This window comes from Arthrobacter sp. E70, assembly GCF_058266945.1.
This window is the reverse complement of the sequence record NZ_JBYQFR010000019.1, coordinates 17,858-40,232: the sequence shown is the minus strand read 5'-3', so window position 1 is coordinate 40,232 and position 22,375 is coordinate 17,858. Positions and strand designations below refer to the sequence as shown.

Annotated in this window: 18 protein-coding genes; all 18 read left to right on the top strand. The window is 66.6% G+C overall.

The window, feature by feature from the left end:
- Positions 1-43 precede the first annotated feature (43 nt).
- Positions 44-1,846 (top strand): peptidoglycan D,D-transpeptidase FtsI family protein, encoded by a 1,803-nt coding sequence (locus AC3IMC_RS18840; protein ID WP_490920306.1) that lies wholly within the window; start codon positions 44-46, stop codon positions 1,844-1,846.
- Between the two features lie 96 nt (positions 1,847-1,942).
- A complete protein-coding gene (locus AC3IMC_RS18835) occupies positions 1,943-3,568 on the top strand; it encodes a UDP-N-acetylmuramoyl-L-alanyl-D-glutamate--2,6-diaminopimelate ligase (RefSeq protein ID WP_490920304.1) in 1,626 nt (541 codons plus the stop codon).
- Between the two features lie 6 nt (positions 3,569-3,574).
- Complete coding sequence (locus AC3IMC_RS18830; RefSeq protein WP_490920302.1) at positions 3,575-5,038, top strand: UDP-N-acetylmuramoyl-tripeptide--D-alanyl-D-alanine ligase; 1,464 nt, start codon at positions 3,575-3,577, stop codon at positions 5,036-5,038.
- Positions 5,035-6,144 (top strand): phospho-N-acetylmuramoyl-pentapeptide-transferase, encoded by a 1,110-nt coding sequence (mraY, locus tag AC3IMC_RS18825; RefSeq protein ID WP_490920301.1) that lies wholly within the window; start codon positions 5,035-5,037, stop codon positions 6,142-6,144. The genes AC3IMC_RS18830 and mraY overlap by 4 nt, the downstream gene beginning before the upstream one ends.
- Positions 6,141-7,703, top strand: coding sequence for a UDP-N-acetylmuramoyl-L-alanine--D-glutamate ligase (murD, locus tag AC3IMC_RS18820; protein WP_490920299.1), 1,563 nt, complete (start codon positions 6,141-6,143; stop codon positions 7,701-7,703). Before mraY ends, murD begins: the two co-directional genes overlap by 4 nt.
- A gap of 2 nt (positions 7,704-7,705) precedes the next feature.
- Positions 7,706-9,034, top strand: a complete 1,329-nt coding sequence (ftsW, locus tag AC3IMC_RS18815) for a putative lipid II flippase FtsW (RefSeq protein ID WP_490920297.1) — start codon at positions 7,706-7,708, stop codon at positions 9,032-9,034.
- A 6-nt stretch (positions 9,035-9,040) separates the two neighbouring features.
- Positions 9,041-10,141 (top strand): undecaprenyldiphospho-muramoylpentapeptide beta-N-acetylglucosaminyltransferase, encoded by a 1,101-nt coding sequence (gene murG / locus AC3IMC_RS18810; protein ID WP_490920295.1) that lies wholly within the window; start codon positions 9,041-9,043, stop codon positions 10,139-10,141.
- A complete protein-coding gene (gene murC / locus AC3IMC_RS18805; protein WP_490920293.1) occupies positions 10,138-11,511 on the top strand; it encodes a UDP-N-acetylmuramate--L-alanine ligase in 1,374 nt (457 codons plus the stop codon). Before murG ends, murC begins: the two co-directional genes overlap by 4 nt.
- Positions 11,504-12,421 (top strand): cell division protein FtsQ/DivIB, encoded by a 918-nt coding sequence (locus AC3IMC_RS18800; RefSeq protein WP_490920291.1) that lies wholly within the window; start codon positions 11,504-11,506, stop codon positions 12,419-12,421. The genes murC and AC3IMC_RS18800 overlap by 8 nt, the downstream gene beginning before the upstream one ends.
- A 185-nt stretch (positions 12,422-12,606) precedes the next feature.
- The gene (gene ftsZ / locus AC3IMC_RS18795; RefSeq protein ID WP_490920290.1) at positions 12,607-13,845 is read left to right on the top strand and encodes a cell division protein FtsZ; all 1,239 of its coding nucleotides are present in this window, start codon (positions 12,607-12,609) and stop codon (positions 13,843-13,845) included.
- Between the two features lie 8 nt (positions 13,846-13,853).
- The gene (locus AC3IMC_RS18790) at positions 13,854-14,543 is read left to right on the top strand and encodes a purine nucleoside phosphorylase YfiH/LACC1 family protein (protein WP_490920289.1); all 690 of its coding nucleotides are present in this window, start codon (positions 13,854-13,856) and stop codon (positions 14,541-14,543) included.
- Entirely contained in the window at positions 14,536-15,294 is a 759-nt protein-coding gene (locus AC3IMC_RS18785) for a YggS family pyridoxal phosphate-dependent enzyme (protein ID WP_490920287.1), read from the top strand. Before AC3IMC_RS18790 ends, AC3IMC_RS18785 begins: the two co-directional genes overlap by 8 nt.
- Before the next feature lie 90 nt (positions 15,295-15,384).
- Positions 15,385-15,915 (top strand): cell division protein SepF, encoded by a 531-nt coding sequence (locus AC3IMC_RS18780; RefSeq protein WP_221387504.1) that lies wholly within the window; start codon positions 15,385-15,387, stop codon positions 15,913-15,915.
- Between the two features lie 107 nt (positions 15,916-16,022).
- Positions 16,023-16,310, top strand: a complete 288-nt coding sequence (locus AC3IMC_RS18775) for a YggT family protein (protein ID WP_454485225.1) — start codon at positions 16,023-16,025, stop codon at positions 16,308-16,310.
- A gap of 179 nt (positions 16,311-16,489) precedes the next feature.
- The gene (locus AC3IMC_RS18770; protein ID WP_490920286.1) at positions 16,490-17,173 is read left to right on the top strand and encodes a DivIVA domain-containing protein; all 684 of its coding nucleotides are present in this window, start codon (positions 16,490-16,492) and stop codon (positions 17,171-17,173) included.
- 88 nt (positions 17,174-17,261) lie between these two features.
- Positions 17,262-17,834 carry a signal peptidase II gene (lspA, locus tag AC3IMC_RS18765; protein WP_490920285.1) on the top strand — a complete coding sequence of 191 codons (573 nt, stop codon included), beginning with the start codon at positions 17,262-17,264 and terminating at the stop codon, positions 17,832-17,834.
- Positions 17,827-18,753 (top strand): RluA family pseudouridine synthase, encoded by a 927-nt coding sequence (locus AC3IMC_RS18760; RefSeq protein ID WP_490920284.1) that lies wholly within the window; start codon positions 17,827-17,829, stop codon positions 18,751-18,753. The genes lspA and AC3IMC_RS18760 overlap by 8 nt, the downstream gene beginning before the upstream one ends.
- 63 nt (positions 18,754-18,816) lie before the next feature.
- Positions 18,817-22,374 (top strand): DNA polymerase III subunit alpha, encoded by a 3,558-nt coding sequence (gene dnaE, locus AC3IMC_RS18755; RefSeq protein ID WP_490920283.1) that lies wholly within the window; start codon positions 18,817-18,819, stop codon positions 22,372-22,374.
- Position 22,375: the final 1 nt, after the last annotated feature.

The following is a 22,375-nucleotide window of genomic DNA, read 5'->3' as shown; positions in this document are numbered from 1 at the left end:
CAGGCAGGTCAGGCAGCAGGGTCAAGCAGCAAGGGATTACACGGTGGCGCAAAAGTCCGGCAAGGCAGGAACAAGCAAGGTGCCCAACGCCACCAAGCGCCTGCGCCTGGGGCTCGGCATTATGCTCACGCTCCTGCTGGTGGTGGGCGGAAAGCTCTTCCTGGTCCAGGGCCTGGACGTGGGCGGCATGGCCGAGGCAGCAGTGAACAGCCGCATGACCTCCGCAGTGCTGCCCGCAGAGCGCGGCAGCATCCTGGACTCCCGCGGCACCGTCCTCGCGAACAGCGTCATCCGGTACAACATCGTCGTTGACCAGCGGGTCAACACCAAGACTGACTCCTATAAGCGGCTGGAACAGACGGACGGCCACGAGAAACTGGTGGACGTCAGCCGCGACCAGGCGATTACCGAACTTGCCGCGGCCCTGGGCATGGAGACCAACGCCGTCCGTGATGCCGTGACGGGACAGCAGCCCTATTACATCGTGGCCAAGGACGTGAAGCCCGACGTCGAGGACCGGATTTCCAAGCTCCAGGTGCCAGGGATCGTTGCCGAAGGCGTGAGCAAGCGCGTATATCCGAACGGTGCGGTTGCGGGGGGAGTGGTGGGCTTCCTGCAGGACGGCACCACAGGACAGGCCGGCATCGAACAGACCCAGGACGACCTGCTCAAGGGCAAGGACGGCAAGCGCCTGTTCGAAATCGGTGCCGACGGCCTCCGTATCCCCGTCGGAGTCGACGAGCTCACTCCGCCGCAGAACGGCAAGGACGTCAAGCTCACCCTGAACTCGGACCTCCAGTACTTCGCGCAGCAGGCCATCCAGAGCCAGGCGGACAAGCTGAGCGCGGAATGGGGCGTCATCATCGTGATGGATGCCAAGACGGGCAACCTCCTTGCCCTGGCCGACACGAATTCGCCCGACCCGAACAACCCCGGCCTGGTGGCCGCGAAGGACCGCGGGGTGCGGTCGGTGACGGCGGCCTACGAACCCGGATCGGTGGAAAAGATGATGACGGCTGCCGCCGTCATCGATGAAGGCCTCGCCAGCCCGCTGGACAGGTTCACCATTCCGCCCACCTATACGGTGGACGGGCAGACGTTCAGCGACGCGTTTACCCACGGCACCGAGGAACGGACGCTGGCGGGCATCATCGGCTACTCCATGAACACCGGTACGGTGATGGCCGGACAGCGGCTGAGCAAGGAACAGCGCTACGACTGGCTGAAGAAGTTCGGCATCGGGGAGGCCCCGGACATCGGCCTCCCGGCGACAGCCTCCGGCATCCTCACCCCCGCGGACCAGTGGGACGGCCGCCAGCAGTACACGGTCCTCTTCGGGCAGGGCGTCTCGCAGTCCACGCTGCAGACCGTCCGCGCCTACCAGAGCATCGCGAACAACGGTGTGATGCTGCAGCCGCGGCTGATCGATTCGTACATTGCCCCGGATGGCACCGAAGAAAAAGTACCGGCGCAGCCTTCCCGCGAGATCGTCTCCAACGAAACGGCCCAGCAGGTCCAGGACATCCTGGAAAGTGCCGTGACCGAGGGCGAGATCAAGGACGCAGGGATTGACGGTTACCGGGTGGGAGCCAAGACGGGCACGTCGGAATCACCCTGCGACGACGGCAAGTCAGGCTACTGCGGCTACACAGCATCCATCGTGGGAATGGCGCCGATGGATGATCCGCGGTTTATTGTGGAGGTGGTGCTCCAGCGGCCGAAGGGCAGCATCTATGGCATCACCAACGGGCCGGTGTTCCGGTCCGTCATGAGCCAGACACTGCGCACCTACAACGTCCAGCCTTCGACCGGCGAACCGGCCCGGATGCCCCAGTACGCCAAGTAACCGTCCGCCACGCCGGAAGTACCAGCAGCATCCAGCGCATCACAGTGCCCGGCCGATCAACGCCGGGCGCGATCACTAGCACCATCGGAGATCCCCTTGTCAGAGTTCACCACGCCCGGCGGCGAAGCTGCCGGGGACGCCAGCCAGGGCCGCTTCCGGCCTGCAGTCGTAGAGGCAGTCCGCCTGGCCGCCGTCGGGGAGGCCCTCGGCGTGGCCGTGCCGGCACCTGCCGCCGACGTGGAGATCTCCGGCATATCCCTCAACTCGCGTACCGTGGAGCCCGGGGACCTGTACGTGGCGTTGCCCGGCGCCAGCAGGCATGGTGCCGACTTCGTTTCGGACGCCATCAAGGCAGGTGCGGCAGCAGTCCTGACAGACGACGCCGGCGCGCGCCTTCTTGCGCTGTCCACCGATACGGCCGTCCCGGTGATCGTCGTGGACAACCCGCGCAACGACGTTGGGCCGCTGTCCGCCATGATCTACCGGAGCCAGGCGGGAAACCCGCTGCCGCTGTTCGGGGTGACAGGCACGAATGGGAAGACCACCACCACGTACTTCATTACCTCGCTGCTTCGTGCGTTGGGGAAGCGCAGCGGCCTCATCGGCACGATCGAAATCCTCGCCGGCGGGGAGCCTATTCCCAGCCTCCTCACCACGCCGGAGTCCACGGAGGTCCATGGGCTGCTGGCACTCATGCGCGAGAAGGGCCTCGACGCGGCGGCCATGGAAGTCTCGTCACACGCCATCTCGTACCAGCGCGTCGATGGAGTGGTGTTCGATGTCGCCGGCTTCACCAACCTCACCCAGGACCATCTGGACCTGCATCACAGCATGGAGGGCTACTTCGCCACCAAGGCGGAGCTGTTCACTCCCCGGCGGGCCCGCAAGGCAGTGGTGATGGTCGACGACGAATGGGGCCGCCGCCTCGCCGGCGCCGCCGAGGTGCCGGTCACCACCGTCAGCACCAGCGCTGGAACGCCTGCCGACTGGACAGTCACCCGGGCAGAGGCCCGCGGACTGGGCACCGACTTTACGCTCTCCGGGCCGGAGGGTGCCACCCTGGACATCCACACCGGGCTGCCGGGCGGCTTCAACGTCGCCAACGCCGCCCTGGCGGTGGTCATGGTGCTCACGGCGGGGGTGGAGGTGGCGTCCCTGCAGGACGCGCTGGACAGGCGCGATCCCCTGACAGTGGCAGTCCCAGGACGCATGGAACTGGTCGCCGAGCGGCCAGCCGCCGTGGTCGACTTCGCCCACAACACCGACGCCCTGGCGCGGGCACTGGAAGCAGTCCGGTCGCCGGAACCCGACTCCCGCCTGATCGTCGTTTTCGGCGCCACCGGACAACGGGACCAGGGCAAGCGTCCCGCGATGGGCGCCATCGCCGCCCGGCTTGCCGACACCGTGATCATCACCGACGACGATCCCCATGACGAGGACGCTGCGGCGATCCGGGCCGACGTGATGGCAGGAGCCCGCGAGGCTGTTGACACTGAACCGCTGGGCTCACAGTTGCTGGAGGTCTTCCCGCGCGATGAAGCCATCCGGCGTGCCGTCGAACTGGCGCGCCCGCAGGACACGATTCTCGTTGCCGGCCGCGGCCACGAGGTGTGGCAGGAAGTGAAAGGCGTGAATCTTGCCCTGGACGACAGGGTGGAGCTGCGCGCTGCCTTGACAGCCAGGGGATTCAACGTTCTCCATGACGACCGGATAGAGTCCTAGACCGAGATGATTGCATTCACAGCGGCGGAAATTGCCGACATCACCAGCGGGCGCCTGGACGCCGATCCCGGAATCACGCCCCTGTCGGTGGTGACGGATTCACGCGAAGCGACCCAGGGCTCGCTCTACGTCGCCAAGCCGGGCGAGCACGCCGACGGCCACGACTTCATCGCGGCGGCCTTCGACGCGGGGGCAACCCTGGCCCTCGTCGAGCGACCCACTGTGGCCCCGGACGGAACCACCTACCCGTCCATCGTGGTACCGGACGCCGTCCTCGCCATGGGCGCCATTGCCGCCGAAGCCGTCCGCCGCATCCGTGCTGCCCGCGCCGAAGCCGGCGACCAGCTCACCGTCGTCGGCATCACCGGCTCTGCCGGGAAGACCACCACCAAGGACCTCCTGGCGGGAATCCTTGCCACCCAGGGCAACACGGTCGCGCCACAGGGCTCCTACAACGGCGAGGTCGGCGTGCCACTCACGGTCTTCCGGGCCGGAACCGATACCCGCTACCTGGTCATCGAAATGGGCGCCACCGGCATCGGCCACATCCGCTACCTCTCGGAGATGGTCAAGCCGGACATCGGCGTTGTCCTCGCGGTGGGAACGGCACATGCCGGCGAGTTCGGGGGAGTGGATAACATTGCGCTGGCCAAGGGCGAGATGGTCGAAGGCCTTAGTGCCGCCGGCACCGCCATCATCAACCTCGACGACGAACGTGTTGCTGCCATGCGCAGCCGCACCGAAGCCACAGTCATTGGTTTCTCCGCTGAAGGACGGCCCGACGCTCAAGTGCAGGCGCTGAACGCCGACACCAACGCGGGCGGAAGCCCTGAATTTGATCTTCAACTGCCTGACGGCGCGGACCCGCGCCACGTCAGCAGCCGGCTCATCGGCGCCCACCACACCGGGAACCTCCTCGCTGCTGCTGCCGCAGCCTGGGCAGCAGGGGTGCCCGGTGAGCACATTGCCCGGTCCCTCAGCAACCAGGCCGCCGCCAGCCGCTGGCGCATGGAACGCACCGAACGCGAAGACGGCGTCACCATCATCAACGACGCGTACAACGCCAACCCGGAGTCGATGCGCGCCGCGCTGCGCACCCTGGCCGACCTCGGCCGGGGCCGCCGCACCTGGGCGGTCCTGGGGGCCATGCTGGAACTCGGCGATGACTCCATCCGCGAACACACTGCCGTCGGCACCCAAGTGGTCCGCCTGAACATCTCCAGGCTCCTGGTGGTGGGGCGCGAAGCCCGTGCCCTCTACGTCTCGGCAGTCCAGGAAGGCTCCTGGGGTGACGAATGCCTCTTCGCGGAAACCGTTGATGAGGCCTATGAGGTTCTGGACGCCGAACTGCAGCCGGGCGACCTGGTGCTGTTCAAGTCTTCCAACAGCGTGGGACTTCGCCATTTGGGCGATCGGATAGCATTGCCACCAACCCCGCGACCTGCCGACGAAAGGAGCACTCTGCTGTGATTGCACTTTTGATCGGTGCGGGCCTGGCACTGCTGTGCGCCCTGGTGGGCACCCCGCTTTTCATCCGGCTCCTGGTGCGCCGGGGCTACGGCCAGTTCATCCGCGACGACGGACCGACGTCGCACCACACCAAGCGCGGCACGCCGACCATGGGCGGAACGGTGGTGGTGGCTGCGGTGCTCCTCAGCTACGGGCTGACCCATCTCATCATGCTGATGATGAACCCCGATTCGCCCGGACCGTCCGCATCCGCCCTCATCCTGCTCTTCCTCATGGTGGGCATGGGCCTGGTGGGCTTCCTGGACGACTTCATCAAGATCTCCCGGCAGCGCAGCCTCGGGCTGAACGCCAAAGCCAAGCTGGTCCTGCAGGGGCTGGTGGGCATCATCTTTGCGGTGCTGGCGCTGAACTTTCCCAACGACGCAGGCCTCACGCCGGCGTCGACCAAAATTTCCCTCGTCCGGGACCTGCCATGGCTTGACCTCGCCTTCGGAGGCACCGTCCTCGGTGCCATCCTGTTCGTGATCTGGTCCAACATCATCGTCACCGCTGCCACCAACGGCGTGAACCTGACGGACGGCCTGGACGGGCTGGCCGCCGGCGCATCCGTCATGGTCTTCGGCGCATATACGCTCATGGGCATCTGGCAGAGCAACCAGGCCTGCGGCTCTCCGAGGGAAGCCGGCAGCGGCTGCTACCTCGTCCGGGACCCGCTGGACCTGGCGCTCCTGGCCGCGATCCTCAGTGCCGCGCTGGTGGGATTCCTCTGGTGGAATACCTCGCCCGCCAAGATCTTCATGGGCGACACCGGCTCACTGGCCATTGGCGGAGCCGTCGCCGGATTCGCCATCCTCTCCAGGACCGAACTCCTCCTCGGGATCGTGGGCGGCCTCTTCGTCCTGATCACCCTCTCGGTCATCATCCAGGTGGGGTACTTCAAAGCCACCGGGGGCAAGCGCGTGTTCAAGATGGCGCCGCTGCAGCACCACTTCGAACTGAAGGGCTGGGCCGAGGTCACTGTTGTCGTCCGGTTCTGGATCCTGGGCGGACTGTTCGTCGCCGTCGGACTGGGTATTTTCTACGCTGAATGGGTTGTACTGCTATGACCATTTCCCCCCGACTGCAGAACCTCGTCTCCTGGGACTCGGATTGGGCCGGCCTCCGGGTGGCCGTCACCGGGATCGGAGTTTCAGGCTTCGCCGCCGCGGATACGCTCATTGAACTCGGGGCACGCGTCGTGGTGGTGGACGCCGCTACCAGTGAGACTGCCCGCGCGCACGCGGACACCCTGAAGATCGTCGGCGCCGCAGACGTGCTGCTGGGCCCGGATGCTGTCACCCGGATACCCAGGATCGACGGCGAACTCCCCGAACTGATTGTCACCTCGCCCGGCTGGCGGCCGGACCAGGCCCTGCTCGCCGCGGCGGCACGCGCCCACATTCCGGTGTGGGGCGACGTGGAACTCGCCTGGCGCGTGCGGATCCGCGAGGGCAGGAAGACGGCCGACTGGCTGACCATCACGGGCACCAACGGAAAGACCACCACCGTTGGCCTCACCGAGTCCATGCTGAGGGCCGGCGGGTTGAAGGCCATTGCGGTGGGCAACGTGGGAACACCCATCCTGGATGCCCTCCGGGATCCGGTGGAATACGACGTCTTCGCCGTCGAACTCTCGAGCTTCCAGCTCCACTGGGCAGAGTCCGTTTCGCCGGTGGCCAGCGTTTGCCTGAACGTGGCCGAGGACCACGTCGACTGGCATGGCTCCTACGATTCCTACCTGGCGGACAAGGCCAAAGTGTACGAACGCACCCAAAAGGCCTGCATCTACAATGCCGAGCAGGTGGAAACCGAACGGATGGTGGAGAACGCCGACGTGGTGGAAGGATGCCGCGCCGTCGCATTCACGACCCTCACTCCCGCGATCAGCATGCTGGGCGTCGTGGAGGGACTGCTGGTGGACCGCGCCTTCATCGAAGAGCGCAAGGACAGCGCAGCTGAACTGGCGGCCATGACGGACCTCGGTCCGCTGGCGCCCCGGCACATGGTGGCCAATGCCCTGGCTGCCGCGGCCCTGGTCCGGGCCTACGGGGTTGAGCCGAAGGCTGTGCGCCAGGGCATCCAGGACTACATCCCGGGCGACCACCGCATCCAGCCCGTGGCCCGCATGAACGGCGTCCTCTGGATCAACGACTCCAAGGCCACCAACCCGCACGCCGCCTCTGCTTCCCTGTCGGCGTTCAGCAATGTTGTGTGGATCGCCGGCGGGCTCTCCAAAGGCGTGACCTATGACGACCTGGTCCGCGAACACGCCCACCGGCTGAAGGCCGTGGTCCTGATCGGAACAGACACCTCCGCGCTCCGCGAGGCCCTCCAGCGACACGCGCCCGATGTCCCGGTGATCGAGCCGGGCCCGGGTGACACTGAAGGAGTGCAGACTGCCGGGGCACCTGGCGGCACCCAGGCCGGATCCTCCGGCAACGGAGAGCAGGTGATGGCCAGGGCCGTTGCGTCAGCAGCGCGGCTGGCCGGGTCCGGCGATACCGTGCTGATGGCTCCGGCAGCTGCGTCCATGGATCAGTTCTCTTCCTATGCTCACCGTGGTGGTGCTTTCATCGACGCTGTCCGCGAGCTTGTGGAAGGGCAGGCCCAGACCGGCGAGGAGTAACAATGGTCAGCACGCCCACCCGGCCACAGGGTGGCAAGCCGCGCCCCGGGTCCACCGCCACGGCAGCACGGGGCAACGCTGTCCCTGTCGAGAGGCTGCGGACCATCTACCGCAGGTTCTGGTCCGCCCTGGAGGGAACGGGCACGTCACGGAACGGCTCCACGTACTACCTCATCCTCGGGGCCACCCTGGCCCTGACGGCCATCGGGATCATGATGGTCCTGTCGGCCTCAAGCGTCGAATCCATCGCCGCGGGCAAGTCGCCCTACGGGGACGCCCTGAAGCAGGGCATCTTCGCGGCGCTCGGAATCTCCACCATGTTCGTGCTCTCGCGCGTCAATGTCGTCTGGCTCAAGCGGCTTGCGTGGCCGGGCATCGGCGCAGCCGTGGTGCTCCTGGGCCTGGTGCAGGTCATCGGTGACGAGATCAACGGCAACCGGAACTGGATCGACCTCGGCGGCGTGACTTTCCAGCCGTCCGAGGCAGCCAAACTCGCCCTCGCCCTCTGGATGGCCACCGTCCTCGCCCGGAAGGGGCAGCTGATCAGCCGCTGGCAGCACGTGCTGGTCCCGGCGGTGCCCGTGGCCGCGGTCATCGTCGGCCTGGTCCTCGTGGGCAACGACCTCGGCACCGCGATGATCATCATGATGATCGTCGCGGCCGCCCTCTTCTTCGCAGGCGTTCCGCTCTACCTTTTCGGCATCGCGGGCGTCGTCGCCGCCGCCGGCACCGCCGTCATGGCCGTCACCAGCTCGAACCGCATGTGCCGCATCACCTCATGGTGGACGGGCCAATCGTGCGCCGACGGGATCGACGCGAACTACCAGGCCACAAACGGCCTCTATGGCCTCGCCTCGGGCGGGTGGCTCGGGGTGGGCCTGGGGCAGAGCCGGCAGAAGTACAGCTGGATCCCCGAAGCGCACAACGACTTTATCTTCGCCATCATTGGCGAGGAGCTCGGGCTGGTGGGGACCGTCGTCGTCCTGGTCCTCTTTGCCATCCTCGGCGCCGCCATCTACCGCGTTGTGGTGGCCCAGGCCGACATGTTCCACCGGGTCCTGGCCGGCACCATCATGGTCTGGCTGCTCGGCCAGGCCACCGTCAACATGTCGGTGGTGACAGGCCTGATGCCGGTTATCGGTGTTCCACTGCCGTTCATCTCCTACGGCGGATCGGCGCTGCTGATGTCGCTGTGTGCCATCGGCGTGGTCCTGTCCCTGGCCCGGGAGCAGATGGCGCCCGCCATCCGGCCCAAGCGGATGCTCAAGTTCAAGGCCCGGAAAGGGCGGGGCGCCAAGCCCAAACAAAAGACTGCAAGGAAGCGTGCCTAACCAGAGATGACTCCGACACAACCCTCCATCGTCCTGGCCGGCGGCGGAACAGCAGGCCACATCAGCCCCCTCCTCGCCATTGCGGCCGCCCTTCGGAGCGCCTCGCCGGAGGCCGCCATCCTCGCCGTGGGAACACCTTCCGGGATGGAGACCCGGCTGGTTCCCGCCGCAGGCGTCAAACTGGCCACCATCGACCGCGTGCCCTTCCCGCGGAGGCCGTCGGCCGACCTGCTGCGCCTGCCCGCCCGGCTGTCCGGCGCCGTCCACCAGGCCGGAGCTATCCTGGACAACGCGGCGGCAGACGTCCTGGTGGGCGTGGGCGGCTACGTCTGCACCCCCATGTACCTCGCGGCGCGGAAGCGGCGGATCCCCATCGTGATCCATGAGGCGAATGCCCGGCCCGGGCTCGCAAACCGCGTGGGTGCCCTCCTGAACGCGCGGGTTGCCGTGGCGTTCGAGGGAACCCCCCTGCGGAACGCCGTGCACGTCGGGATGCCCATGCGGACCGAAATCTCCGGACTGGACCGCAAAGCCGCCCGCGCCGCGGCCCGCGAAGCACTCGGACTCGACCCCCACCAGCCCACCCTGATCGTTACCGGCGGATCCTCGGGCGCCCAAAGCATCAACCGAACCATCGCCTCGGCCGTGGGGCAATTGTCCGCCGCGGGCATCCAGACCCTGCACATCACTGGCCGCGGCAAGACCGTCCTGGATGAGGGTGGACAGCCGCTGGCCGCCCCCGGCTACCGCCAGGTGGAGTACGTCGACGGCATGGAGCTTGCCTACGCGGCAGCAGACCTGCTGCTGGCCCGGTCGGGTGCCGCCACGGTCTGCGAGGTGGCCGCCGTTGGCGTTCCCGCCATCCTGGTGCCCCTGCCGATCGGCAACGGGGAGCAGGCACTCAACGCCGCCGGCCTTGTCGCCGCCGGCGGAGCCCTGCTGGTCGCCGACCGGGACTTCACGGCCGAATGGGTCTCCAGGGAACTGATCCCGCTCATCACCGACAAAGCACGGCTCGCCGGCATGGAAGCCAATTCCTACCGGCTGGGCATCCGAAACGCCGACCAGCGCATGGCTGGCCTCATCCTGGAAGCGGTATCCGCATGAACCCCAACAGCGCAGGCCTGGACGCCCTTGGCCGGGTGCATTTCATCGGCATCGGGGGAGTAGGCATGTCCGCCGTCGCCCGGATCATGGTAGCCCGCGGCGTGCCCGTCAGCGGCTCCGACGCCAAGGACCTGCCTGTCATGGCCGACCTCGCCGCGGCCGGTGCCCGCATCGCCGTCGGCTACGACGCGGCACACCTGGGCGACGCGCAGACGGTGGTTGCCGGCTCGGCCATTCGGGAGGACAACCCCGAGCTTGCGGCCGCACGGCAGGCCGGGCTGCCCGTGCTCCACCGTTCCCAGGCCCTGGCGGCCACCATGGGCAGTGACACCGTGGTGACCGTCGCGGGAACGCACGGCAAGTCCACCACGACGTCGATGGTCACCGTCCTGCTGCAGGGCGCCGGACTCGATCCCTCCTTCGCCATCGGCGCCAACGTTCCTGCCCTCGGCGTCAACGCCGCGTCCGGGCAGTCCGGTATCTTCGTGGCCGAGGCGGACGAGTCCGACGGTTCTTTCCTCAACTACCGGCCCCGCATCGCCGTCGTCACCAACGTGGAGCCCGACCACCTGGACTTCTATGGCACAGCCGAAGCGGTGTACGAGTCCTTCGACCGTTTCACCGCACTGCTGCCCGCCGACGGCGTGCTGGTTGCCTGCGCTGACGACGCCGGCGCCCTGGCGCTGGCAGGCAGGACCAAGGCCCGCGGCACCACCCGGGTCATTCTTTACGGCACCGGCGGCGACGCGGACGTACGGCTGCTCGACGGCGGCCCCGGCCACGTGTCCGTATCCACGGCCCAGGGGCAGTTCGACCTTGCCCTGCAGGTACCCGGCCGGCACAACGCGCTCAACGCGGCAGCCGCCTTTGCCGTGGCCTTGGAACTGGGAGTCGAACCTGCCGCGGCAGCCGCCGGGCTTGCCACATTCTCGGGGGCATCCCGCCGCTTTGAACTGAAGGGTTCGGAACGCGGGGTGCGCGTCTTTGACGACTATGCGCACCACCCCACGGAAGTACGGGCTGCCCTCGCCGCGGCGCGTTCCGTTGCGGGGGACCACAAGGTCCACGTGCTGTTCCAGCCGCACCTGTTTTCCCGCACCCGCGAGTTCGCGGAAGAGTTTGCGGATGCGTTGAACCTTGCCGACACCGCATTCGTCCTGGACATCTACCCGGCCCGGGAGGATCCCATCCCCGGGGTCAGCAGCCAGCTCATCGCCGACCACCTGCAGGCAGGAGGACGCCTTGTGGCTGCGGGCGACGCCGTCGCGGCGGTGGCGGCCGAAGCCGCCGACGGGGACATCGTCCTGACCGTCGGCGCCGGGGATGTCACTGCATACGGCCCCAGGATTGTCGAGGCGCTGCGTGGCTAGCACCCGCCGCCCCACCTACTCGCCGGCCAGCCGGAGCAGGCGGCCCGAAACCGGGTCCGGAAACGGTGCGAAGAAAGAGGCGTCCGGTAGCGCCGCGGGTGACGTGATTACGGCGTCCCGGAGTGTCCCCGACGACGCTGCGAACGGCGTTGCGCCGAAGCCGGCGAAGGAGCAGAAACCTGCCGGTGCCACGGTCCTGGCGTTTCCGGAGCCCAAGGGCAAGCGGCGCCGGAAGAGGCTGCTGCTGGTTACGGGAACGGTGCTGGCACTCGTTGCCGCGCTGCTGGCAGCTGCCGTCTACTCGCCGCTGCTGGCACTCCAGAGCATCTCTGTCTCCGGGACGCGGCTCACCACGCCCGGGCAGGTGGAGGCTGCGCTGGAACCACTGCGGGGCAAGCCGCTGCCGCAGATCACGGACGACGAAGTGCGCGGTCTCCTCAATTCGTTGGTCCAGGTCAAGTCGGTAACGGTGGAGGCGCGGCCGCCATCCACCCTCGCTGTCGCGGTGCATGAACGCATTCCCGTGGCGCTGGTCAAGCAGGGGGAGCAGTACCAGCTCGTGGACGTCGACGGGATCCAGCTGGCCACCACGGCTGATCCGGCCTCGGTTTCCCTGCCCGTGATCGACGGCGGTGCCGGTGCAATCGGCCAGGACCTGTTCCGGGCAACCGCCGCGGTCCTTGCTGCCTTGCCTGCCGACGTACTGGCGAAACTGTCCAATGCCTCCGCCCAGTCGGTCGACGCCGTCGAACTCAAGCTTGTGGATGGCCAGACCATTGTCTGGGGCAATGCGTCGGAGAAAGAGCTCAAGGCCCGCGTCCTGGCTGCGCTCCTCAAGGCTCCCGTGGACCCGAGGAACCCGGTCCGGGTCTACGACGTCAGCGTGCCGCGCCAACCCGTGACGCGGTGAGCACTTTCTTTTCCGGTATTAATCCGACACGCGGACCCGGTTATTGAATGTCCGAACCAGAGGAAATACCGTCACAGACAAGAGTTACTTGACATAACTATAACCTTCAACTCGAAGGTTAAGGTTGTGGACCTTCAAGCTCTCCATCAGTTTTCGCAATAAGACACGAACAAGGGACACGTAACGTGGCAGCTCCGCAGAATTACTTGGCCGTCATCAAAGTCGTCGGCATCGGCGGCGGTGGCGTGAACGCAGTCAACCGCATGATCGAGGTCGGGCTTCGGGGTGTTGAGTTCATCGCGATCAATACCGACGCCCAGGCACTGCTCATGAGCGACGCCGACGTGAAGCTCGATGTCGGGCGCGAGCTGACCCGCGGCCTCGGAGCAGGCGCCAACCCGGAGGTCGGCAAGCAGGCCGCCGAGGACCACGCGGACGAAATCGAGGAAGTCCTGCGCGGAGCCGACATGGTGTTCGTGACCGCCGGTGAAGGCGGTGGAACCGGAACCGGCGGCGCGCCCGTCGTCGCCCGGATTGCCCGGTCCCTCGGCGCCCTGACCATCGGTGTCGTCACGCGTCCGTTCACCTTCGAGGGCCGCCGCCGCGCCGGCTCCGCAGAGGCCGGCATCGACGCCCTGCGCGACGAAGTCGACACCCTCATCGTGATCCCCAACGACCGCCTGCTGTCCATCAGCGACCGCAACGTGTCGGTCCTGGACGCCTTCCGCTCCGCAGACCAGGTGCTGCTCTCGGGTGTGCAGGGCATTACCGACCTCATCACCACCCCTGGCCTGATCAACCTCGACTTCGCCGACGTGAAGTCCGTCATGCAGGGTGCTGGGTCCGCACTGATGGGCATTGGTTCGGCCCGGGGCGAAGACCGTGCCGTCAAGGCGGCCGAACTGGCCATCGCCTCGCCGCTGCTGGAAGCGTCGATCGACGGCGCCCATGGCGTGCTGCTCTCCATCCAGGGCGGTTCGGACCTCGGCCTGTTCGAGATCAACGAGGCGGCCCGGCTGGTGCAGGAGGTTGCACACCCCGAGGCCAACATCATCTTCGGTGCCGTCATTGACGACGCCCTGGGCGATGAAGCGCGCGTCACCGTGATCGCCGCCGGGTTCGACGACGTCAAGGCCACCTCGCCGTCCATGGACCAGTCCCAGCCCCAGGCCGCCCCGCAGCGCCCGGCCGCCCCGGCCGCCGCGCCCGCGTCTGCCCAGCCGCAGCCGGGCGGCACCCACCAGGCCAGTGTGCAGCCCATTCACGCCGGTGTTGGCGCGGCAGGGCTGAGCAACTGGGGCCAGCAGCGTCCGTCGGCCGTCCCTGCTGATTCCGGCTTCGACGTCGACCTGCCGTCCGTCGTGGAGCCGGACCTGACCGGCACCCACCCGGACGACCTGGATGTCCCCGACTTCCTGAAGTAGGCACCGGCTTGTTTCATTGGCGCGCCGGCATCCTTCCGGGGGTGTCGGCCGCATTCACCGACGCCGGCGCCGGCAACCTGGCCCTGCATGTAGGCGACGACCCTGCAGCCGTCCAGGAGCGCCGGAGCCGCGTGGAGCAGTCCATGGGCGTCCCTCCCCGGTCGCTCCGCTTCATGAACCAGGTCCACGGAGCAAACGTTGCCGTCATGGAGGCCGGTTCCCCGACACCGGAAGCGGACGCCATGGTGTCCCGCGGTCTGCCACTGGCAGTCATGGTGGCCGACTGCATTCCCGTTCTGCTCGCCGGTACTGCGTCCACCGGTCCAGTCCTCGCCGCCGTCCATGCCGGGCGCCCGGGCGTTGCCAACGGTGTCCTGCCTGCCGCAGTGGAGAGGATGGTGTCCCTCGGCGCCTCCGGCATCCGCGCGTGGCTGGGTCCATCGGTGTGTGGCGCCTGCTACGAGGTTCCCGCGGCCCTTCGCGACGAGGTCGCGGACCTGGTACCCGCGAGCTGGAGCGCCACCTCGTGGGGAACCCCCGCGCTGGACCTTCCGGCTGGAGCCCGCAGCCAGCTTGAAGCAGCAGGGGTGCAGGTGGAATACTCCGGCGCCTGCACGCTGGAGACCGAGAGCCTGTATTCGTACCGGCGGGACCGGAACACCGGCCGCTTTGCCGGAGTTGTGTGGTGCCATGACTGACGCCCCTGCCCACAGCGAACCAGGGACCGATCCCCGGACCAATGAGCTGGCGGAGCGCCTCGCAGCGGTCCGGCGGCGCATCTCTGCCGCCGCCGAAGCCGCAGGGCGCGCTGACCGGCTGCCCGCACTCATCGTGGTCACCAAGTTCCACCCGGCCGCAGACATCAGGCGGCTTGCTGCCCTGGGCGTGACGGACGTGGGCGAAAACCGGGACCAGGAAGCAGCCGCGAAAGCGGCCGAACTCGCCGACTGCCCTCTCACCTGGCACTTCGTGGGCCAGCTACAGACGAAGAAGGCCAAGTCCGTGGTCCGCTATGCCTCGGCAGTGCACTCCGTGGACCGGCAGCAGCTGGTAGAGGCCCTGGCGAAGGCGGCCCGCAATGAGATGGACGCCAGCGGACGGCCGCCCCTGGACTGCTTTATCCAGGTCAACCTTGAAGACCATGCAGACGACGCCGGCACGCACCGGGGAGGGGCTGTCCCGGCCGACGTCCCGGTACTGGCGGAGAAGATCGCCGCGGAGCCCGGCCTGAACCTTGCCGGGGTTATGGCGGTTGCCCCCCTGGGCCTGCCGCCGGGTCCGGCGTTCGAGGAGCTGGCCGCAATTTCCGCGCGGCTGGTCGCGGAGCACCCGGGCGCCACAGCCATCTCGGCGGGGATGAGCCAGGACCTGGAGGAGGCCATCAGGTTCGGAGCGACACACCTGCGAATCGGTTCCGATATTCTCGGTTCCCGTCCCGCAGTGGGGTAGCGTCGGTCCTGTTGGAAGTGATGGGCGGGGGACCCCAGTGCTGTCGAATCATTGGGCGGCCCGCTTACGGGACACGATTAGGAGTCGACCATGGCCGGCGCTCTGCGCAAGACAATGATCTATCTTGGGCTCGCCGACGGCGATGAGCATTACGAGCCCGAGCAACAGACCACACGTAAGGATGAGGACGAAACAATGGAAGTTGACCGCGAGGAACGCCGTGCGCCAGCGCCGGTCCGCGAAGTCAGCCGTGAGGCGTCCTACACCCCTGAAGAGGAATACCGCGCCCCTGTGACTCCCATTAAGCGTGCGGCGTCGAGCCGTGAAGAGAACACCGGTCTCCGCCAGATCACCACGATCCACCCGCGCTCCTACAACGACGCCAAGCTGATCGGTGAGAGCTTCCGGGACGGGATTCCGGTGATCATGAATGTCACCGACATGGGCGAGGCTGACGCCAAGCGGCTGGTGGACTTTTCCGCCGGGCTGGTGTTCGGCCTGCGCGGAAGCATCGAACGGGTGACCAACAAGGTATTCCTGCTCTCGCCGTCGTATGTCGAAGTCATCGGCGACGACAAAAAGGCCAGCGACACGCAGGCCAGTTTCTTCAACCAAAGCTGAACACCAGGATGAGGCCGGATGCCAGGCAGGGACACCTGTCTGGCATCTGTGCTGAAATAGAGAAGACGCTCGGCAACACCGCTGGATACGGAGATATGAATTAAGCCATGGCAATTGTTTTCGCACTGGTCTATCTCGCGCTGCTGCTCTTCTTTATCGCCCTCATCATCCGCCTGGTCTTTGACTGGGTGCAGATGTTCGCGAGGGAGTGGCGTCCCAGGGGTGCGGCCCTGGTGGTGGCGCACACCGTGTACTCCATCACGGATCCTCCCCTCAAGGGCCTGCGGCGGATGATCCCGCCCCTGCGGCTGGGGGGCATTTCGCTGGACCTGGGCTTCCTGATCCTTTTCATCGGGGTCAGCATTGCGATGAACATCACCAGGGGCCTTGCCTGATTTACCGACACGACCCAGCTGTGCAGCGGTGCTCTCCGACGGGGAACAGTTACTGTGAAAGCGAATAAAGCTCGAGTTTGACACCGCAGTGTTGAATTAGAGTAAGCAGACCAAATTTAGGTACCGTAGTTTTGACGGCCGGAAGGCCTACTGACTAACCAGACCAGTGAGGTGACCAGATGGCTTTGACGCCAGAAGACGTTGTCAACAAGCGCTTTCAGCCCACCAAGTTCCGTGAGGGCTACGACCAGGACGAGGTTGACGACTTCCTGGACGAGATCGTCGTCGAGCTTCGCCGCCTGAACCAGGAAAACGACGAACTTCGCAAGAAGCTCGCCGAAGCAGGTTCCAGCGTCCCGGCAAGCGCTGCCGCCGCACCCGTGGTGGAGAAGGTCCCCGCGCCGGTCAAGGCCGACAAGGACGAGGCCCGCGAAAAGGCAGAGGCTGAAGCCAAGGCTGCCGAAGCCGCCAAGAAGAAGGACGTCCAGCCGGCTCCGGTTGCTGCCGCCCCCGCTGCCGCGGCTCCTGCCGCTACCGCGTCCGCCGAGTCCGCTGCCGGCCTGCTGGCCATGGCCCAGCAGATGCACGACCGCCACGTTGCCGACGGACAGGCCCAGAAGGACAAGATCATCGCCGAAGCGCAGATCGAAGCCAGCAGCCTCGTCAACGACGCCCAGGAGAAGTCCCGCAAGATCCTCGGTGCCCTGGAACAGCAGCGTTCGGTCCTCGAGCGGAAGGTGGAGCAGCTGCGCGGCTTCGAGCGCGACTACCGCTCACGCCTGAAGGCCTACATCGAGGGCCAGCTCCGCGATCTCGAAGCCCGTGGCTCGGTTGCGACGCCGGAAGTCAGCGAAGCCAACTAACCTGGCAGCACGTATTCTGAAAGCCGGTGGCTGAGGATTCCTCGGCCACCGGCTTTTGGCATCACCCGGTATTACGAATGAAAGCACCATGACTGACGAACTTGCCGCCGACGCCGCACGCCCTGTCCCGCCCTCCCAGCGCCCGCGCCGGGCTGTGCTGCTGTCCCTCTTCGCCGGATTCGCGGTGTTTGCCTATGTCCTGGACCAGTTGACCAAACTCTGGGTCACCTCCACCATGGTCGAGGGCGAGCGGATTCCGGTGCTGCCGCCCCTCCTGCACTGGTACTTCATCCGGAACTCCGGTGCCGCGTTTTCCATCGGCGAGAACATCACCTGGGTGTTTTCCCTCATCATGGCCGGAGTCGCCATCGCCATCCTCTTCCAGGTCCGCAGGCTCGGATCCGCCTGGTGGTCCCTGGCGCTTGGCCTTCTGCTGGGCGGTGCCCTCGGCAACCTCACCGACCGGCTCTTCCGTGAACCGTCCTTCGGGATGGGGCACGTGGTGGATTTCATTCAACTGCCCAACTTCGCGATCTTCAACATCGCGGACTCGGCGGTGGTGTCCGCCGTCGGCATCATCTGCATCCTGACCATCCGCGGCATTGCCCTGGACGGCACCCGGGTGGGCAGCGGACGCAAGGACGGGGCCGGCCATGACTGAGCGCATCGTCATCGAAGAAGCATTCGGCGGAACACGTGCGGACGCCGGACTGGCCGGCATCCTGGGAATTTCGCGGTCCGTTGCCGCTTCGTTGCTGGCCGGTGGCCATGTGCTCCACGGCGGCAAAACGCTGGGCAAGTCGGCAAAACTCGTGGCCGGGGATGTCCTTGACATCACGGTCCCGGAACAGCGCAACCCGCTGGAAGTCGTGGAGGAACCTGTGGAAGGCCTGAACATCCTGCTCGACGACGATGATTTCGTCGTTGTGGACAAGCCCGTGGGCGTGGCGGCGCACCCGTCGCCCGGCTGGGTGGGGCCCACCGTCGTGGGCGGCCTTGCCGCCGCCGGCTACCGCATCTCCACCTCCGGTGCCCCCGAGCGGGCCGGCATCGTCCACCGGCTCGACGTCGGCACCTCCGGCGTGATGGTCGTCGCAAAGTCCGAGCGGGCCTACACTGCGCTCAAGCGGGCGTTCAAGGAACGCACGGTCGACAAGGTCTACCACGCTGTGGTGCAGGGACTCCCGGACCCCCTGACGGGGACCATCGACGCCCCGATCGGCCGCCACCCCGGACACGATTGGCGCTTCGCCGTGATCGAGGACGGCCGCCCCTCCGTGACGCACTACGAAGTGCTTGAGGCCTTCGGCACGGCCAGCCTGGTGGAAGTGCACCTTGAAACCGGCCGGACGCACCAGATCCGCGTCCACTTCTCCGCGCTCCGGCACCCTTGCGCCGGGGACCTCACCTACGGCGCGGACCCACGACTGGCTGCCAACCTCGGCCTTACGCGGCAGTGGCTGCACGCGCGGGAGCTGTCGTTTGACCATCCGGTGACGGGGGAGCGCGTCACGGTTGCCAGCGATTATCCGCAGGACCTGGCCTACGCCCTGGACGTTCTGGGATCCGGGCAGGCCTGACAGGCAGGCCGGACACGCCCGCCGCGGCCCGGACGCCCGGGAGGCAGCGCTTAGAATAGTGCGGTGAGTTCCAGCAATGATTCGTTTGTCCACCTGCACACCCACACCGAATATTCCATGCTGGATGGAGCTGCCCGCCTGGGGGAGCTGTTCGACGAGACCGAGCGCCTGGGCATGCCTGCCCTGGCCACCACGGACCACGGGTACCTGTTCGGTGCTTTCGACTTCTGGCAGAAGGCCCAGGCCAAGGGCATCAAACCGATCATCGGCGTCGAAGCCTACGTGACTCCGGGCACCGCACGGACCGACAAGGAACGCGTGCGGTGGGGCGACGAATCCCAGCGCAAGGACGACGTTTCCGGTGGTGGCTCCTACACGCACATGACGCTGCTGAGCTACAACAACGTGGGCATGCGGAACCTGTTCCGCGCCTCCTCCATCGCGTCGCTGGATTCCGTCTTCGGCAAGTGGCCCCGGCTGGACCGCGAACTGCTCAACACCTATTCCGAGGGCCTCATCGCCACCACCGGATGCCCCTCCGGCGAAGTCCAGACCCGGCTGCGCCTTGGCCAGTACCGGGAAGCCCTGGAAGCGGCGGCCGAATTCCGGGACATCTTCGGCGCGGAGAACTACTTCTGCGAACTGATGGACCACGGGCTTGATATCGAACGCCGCGTCACGGGGGACCTGCTGCGGCTCGCCAAGGACCTGAACCTGCCGCTGGTGGCCACCAACGACCTTCACTACACGCACGAGCACGACGCCAAGGCGCACGAGGCCCTGCTGGCCATCCAGTCCGGTTCCACCCTGCTGGAGCCGACGTACGACAACGGCGGCTCGCGCTTCGCCTTCTCCGGCAGCGGCTACTACCTCAAGTCCCCGCAGGAGATGCGGGAGCTTTTCCGCGACCACCCCGATGCCTGCGACAACACCCTGCTCATCGCGGAGCGGTGCGAGGTGTCCTTCAACACCGATGCCAACTACATGCCCCGCTTCCCCTGCCCGCCCGGGGAGGACGAAACATCCTGGCTGGTCAAGGAAGTGGACAAGGGACTGAAGTACCGGTACCCAGGTGGTGTGCCGGACGATGTCCGGAAACAGGCCGACTACGAGCTCGGCGTCATCACGTCCATGGGCTTCCCGGGCTACTTCCTGGTGGTTGCCGACTTCATCAACTGGGCCAAGAACAACGGCATCCGGGTGGGTCCCGGCCGTGGCTCGGGTGCCGGCTCCATGGTGGCCTACGCGATGCGCATCACCGACCTCGACCCGTTGCGGCACGGGCTGATTTTCGAACGGTTCCTGAACCCGGACCGCGTCTCCATGCCCGACTTCGACGTCGACTTCGATGACCGGCGCCGCTCCGAGGTCATCGACTATGTGACCCGCAAGTACGGCGACGAGCGCGTGGCCATGATCGTCACCTACGGCACCATCAAGACCAAACAGGCCCTCAAAGACTCATCCCGCGTGCTGGGCTACCCCTTCAGCATGGGCGAGCAGCTGACCAAGGCGCTGCCGCCCGCGGTCATGGCCAAGGACATTCCGCTCGCGGACATCCAGAACCCGGAGGCAAAGCGGTATTCTGAGGCCGGCGACTTCCGGCAGCTGATCGCCACCGACCCCGAGGCCGCCAAGGTCTTCGAGACGGCACTGGGCATCGAGGGCCTGAAGCGCCAGTGGGGCGTGCACGCCGCCGGCGTCATCATGTCCTCGGACCCCATCATCGACGTCATCCCGATCATGCGCCGCTTCCAGGACGGCCAGGTGATCACCCAGTTCGACTACCCGACGTCCGAGGGCCTGGGCCTGATCAAGATGGACTTCCTGGGCCTGCGGAACCTGACGATCATTTCCGACGCCCTTGAGAACATCAAGATGAACCGGGGCATCGACCTGGACCTGGAAAACCTTGAGTTGGACGACGCCGCGTCCTACGAACTCCTGGCCCGCGGCGACACCCTGGGCGTCTTCCAGCTCGATGGCGGACCGATGCGGTCGCTGCTCAAGCTCATGAAGCCTGACAACTTCGAAGACATCTCCGCCGTCCTGGCGCTGTACCGGCCCGGCCCCATGGGCGCCAACGCCCACACGGACTATGCGCTGCGCAAGAACGGGATCCAGGAAGTCATCCCCATCCACCCGGAGCTTGAGGAACCCCTCCGCGAGATCCTGGGCGGCACCTTCGGCCTGATCGTGTACCAGGAGCAGGTCATGGCCGTGGCGCAGAAGCTGGCCGGCTACTCGCTGGGCCAGGCAGACATTTTGCGCCGCGCCATGGGCAAGAAGAAGAAGTCCGAGCTGGACAAGCAGTTCGCCGGCTTCTCCCAGGGTATGCAGGACAACGGCTACTCCATGGAGGCCGTCAAGACCCTGTGGGACATCCTGCTTCCGTTCTCCGACTACGCCTTCAACAAGGCCCACTCCGCCGCTTACGGGGTCATCTCCTACTGGACCGCCTACCTCAAGGCGCACTACGCGCCCGAGTACATGGCCGCGCTGCTGACCTCGGTGGGTGACGACAAGGACAAGTCCGCCATCTACCTCAACGAATGCCGGCGCATGGGCATCACGGTGCTCCCGCCGGACGTCAACGAGTCCGCCCTGAACTTCACCCCTGTGGGCAACGACATCCGCTTCGGCATGGGCGCCATTCGCAACGTGGGCGTCAACGCCGTCGAGGCCATGGTGGCTGCGCGCGAAAGCGAGGGCGCCTTCACGTCCTTCAAGGACTACCTGATGAAAGTCCCGGCCGTGGTCTGCAACAAGCGGACCATCGAATCGCTGATCAAGTCCGGCGCGTTCGACTCACTGGGCCACCATCGGCGCGCACTGGCGATGGTCCATGAAGAGGCCATCGATTCCGTCATCACCCTCAAGCGCAATGAGGCGATCGGCCAGTTCGACCTCTTCGCCGGGTTCGATGAAGCCGAGTCGGAAGCGTCCCTCAGCATCGAGATTCCGGACCTGCCCGAGTGGGAGAAGAAGGACAAGCTCTCCTTCGAGCGGGACATGCTGGGCCTGTACGTCTCGGACCACCCCCTGCAGGGCCTGGAAGGACTCCTGGCCCAACACGCGGAGATGAGCATCACCTCCATCCTGGGGGAGGACGGGCCGCAGGACGGCGCCATCATCACTATTGCGGGCATGATCACCTCCCTGAGCCGGCGCATCGCCAAGGCCAGCGGCAACGCCTACGCGCGCGCCGAAGTGGAGGACCTGGGCGGCTCCATCGAGGTCATGTTCTTCGGCCAGGTCTACGGGCCCATCGCCTCCGTGCTCGCCGAGGACCTGATCGTGGTGGTCAAGGGCAGGCTGCAAAAACGCGACGACGGTGCCATCACCCTGAACTGCATGGAACTGTCCGTCCCGGACCTCAGCGAGGGGCTGCACGGCCCACTGGTGATCACCATGCCCACGCACAAGGCCACCGAAGCCGTGGTCACCGAGCTCGGCGACGTGCTGCGCACGCACCGCGGCAACTCCGAGGTCCGGCTGCACCTGCAGGGGGACACCCGGACGGAGATCATGGGCCTGCCGGTCCACCTGCGCGTGAACCCCAGCCCTTCGCTCTTCGGTGACCTGAAGGTCCTGCTGGGGCCCGCCTGCCTGGACGCCTGAG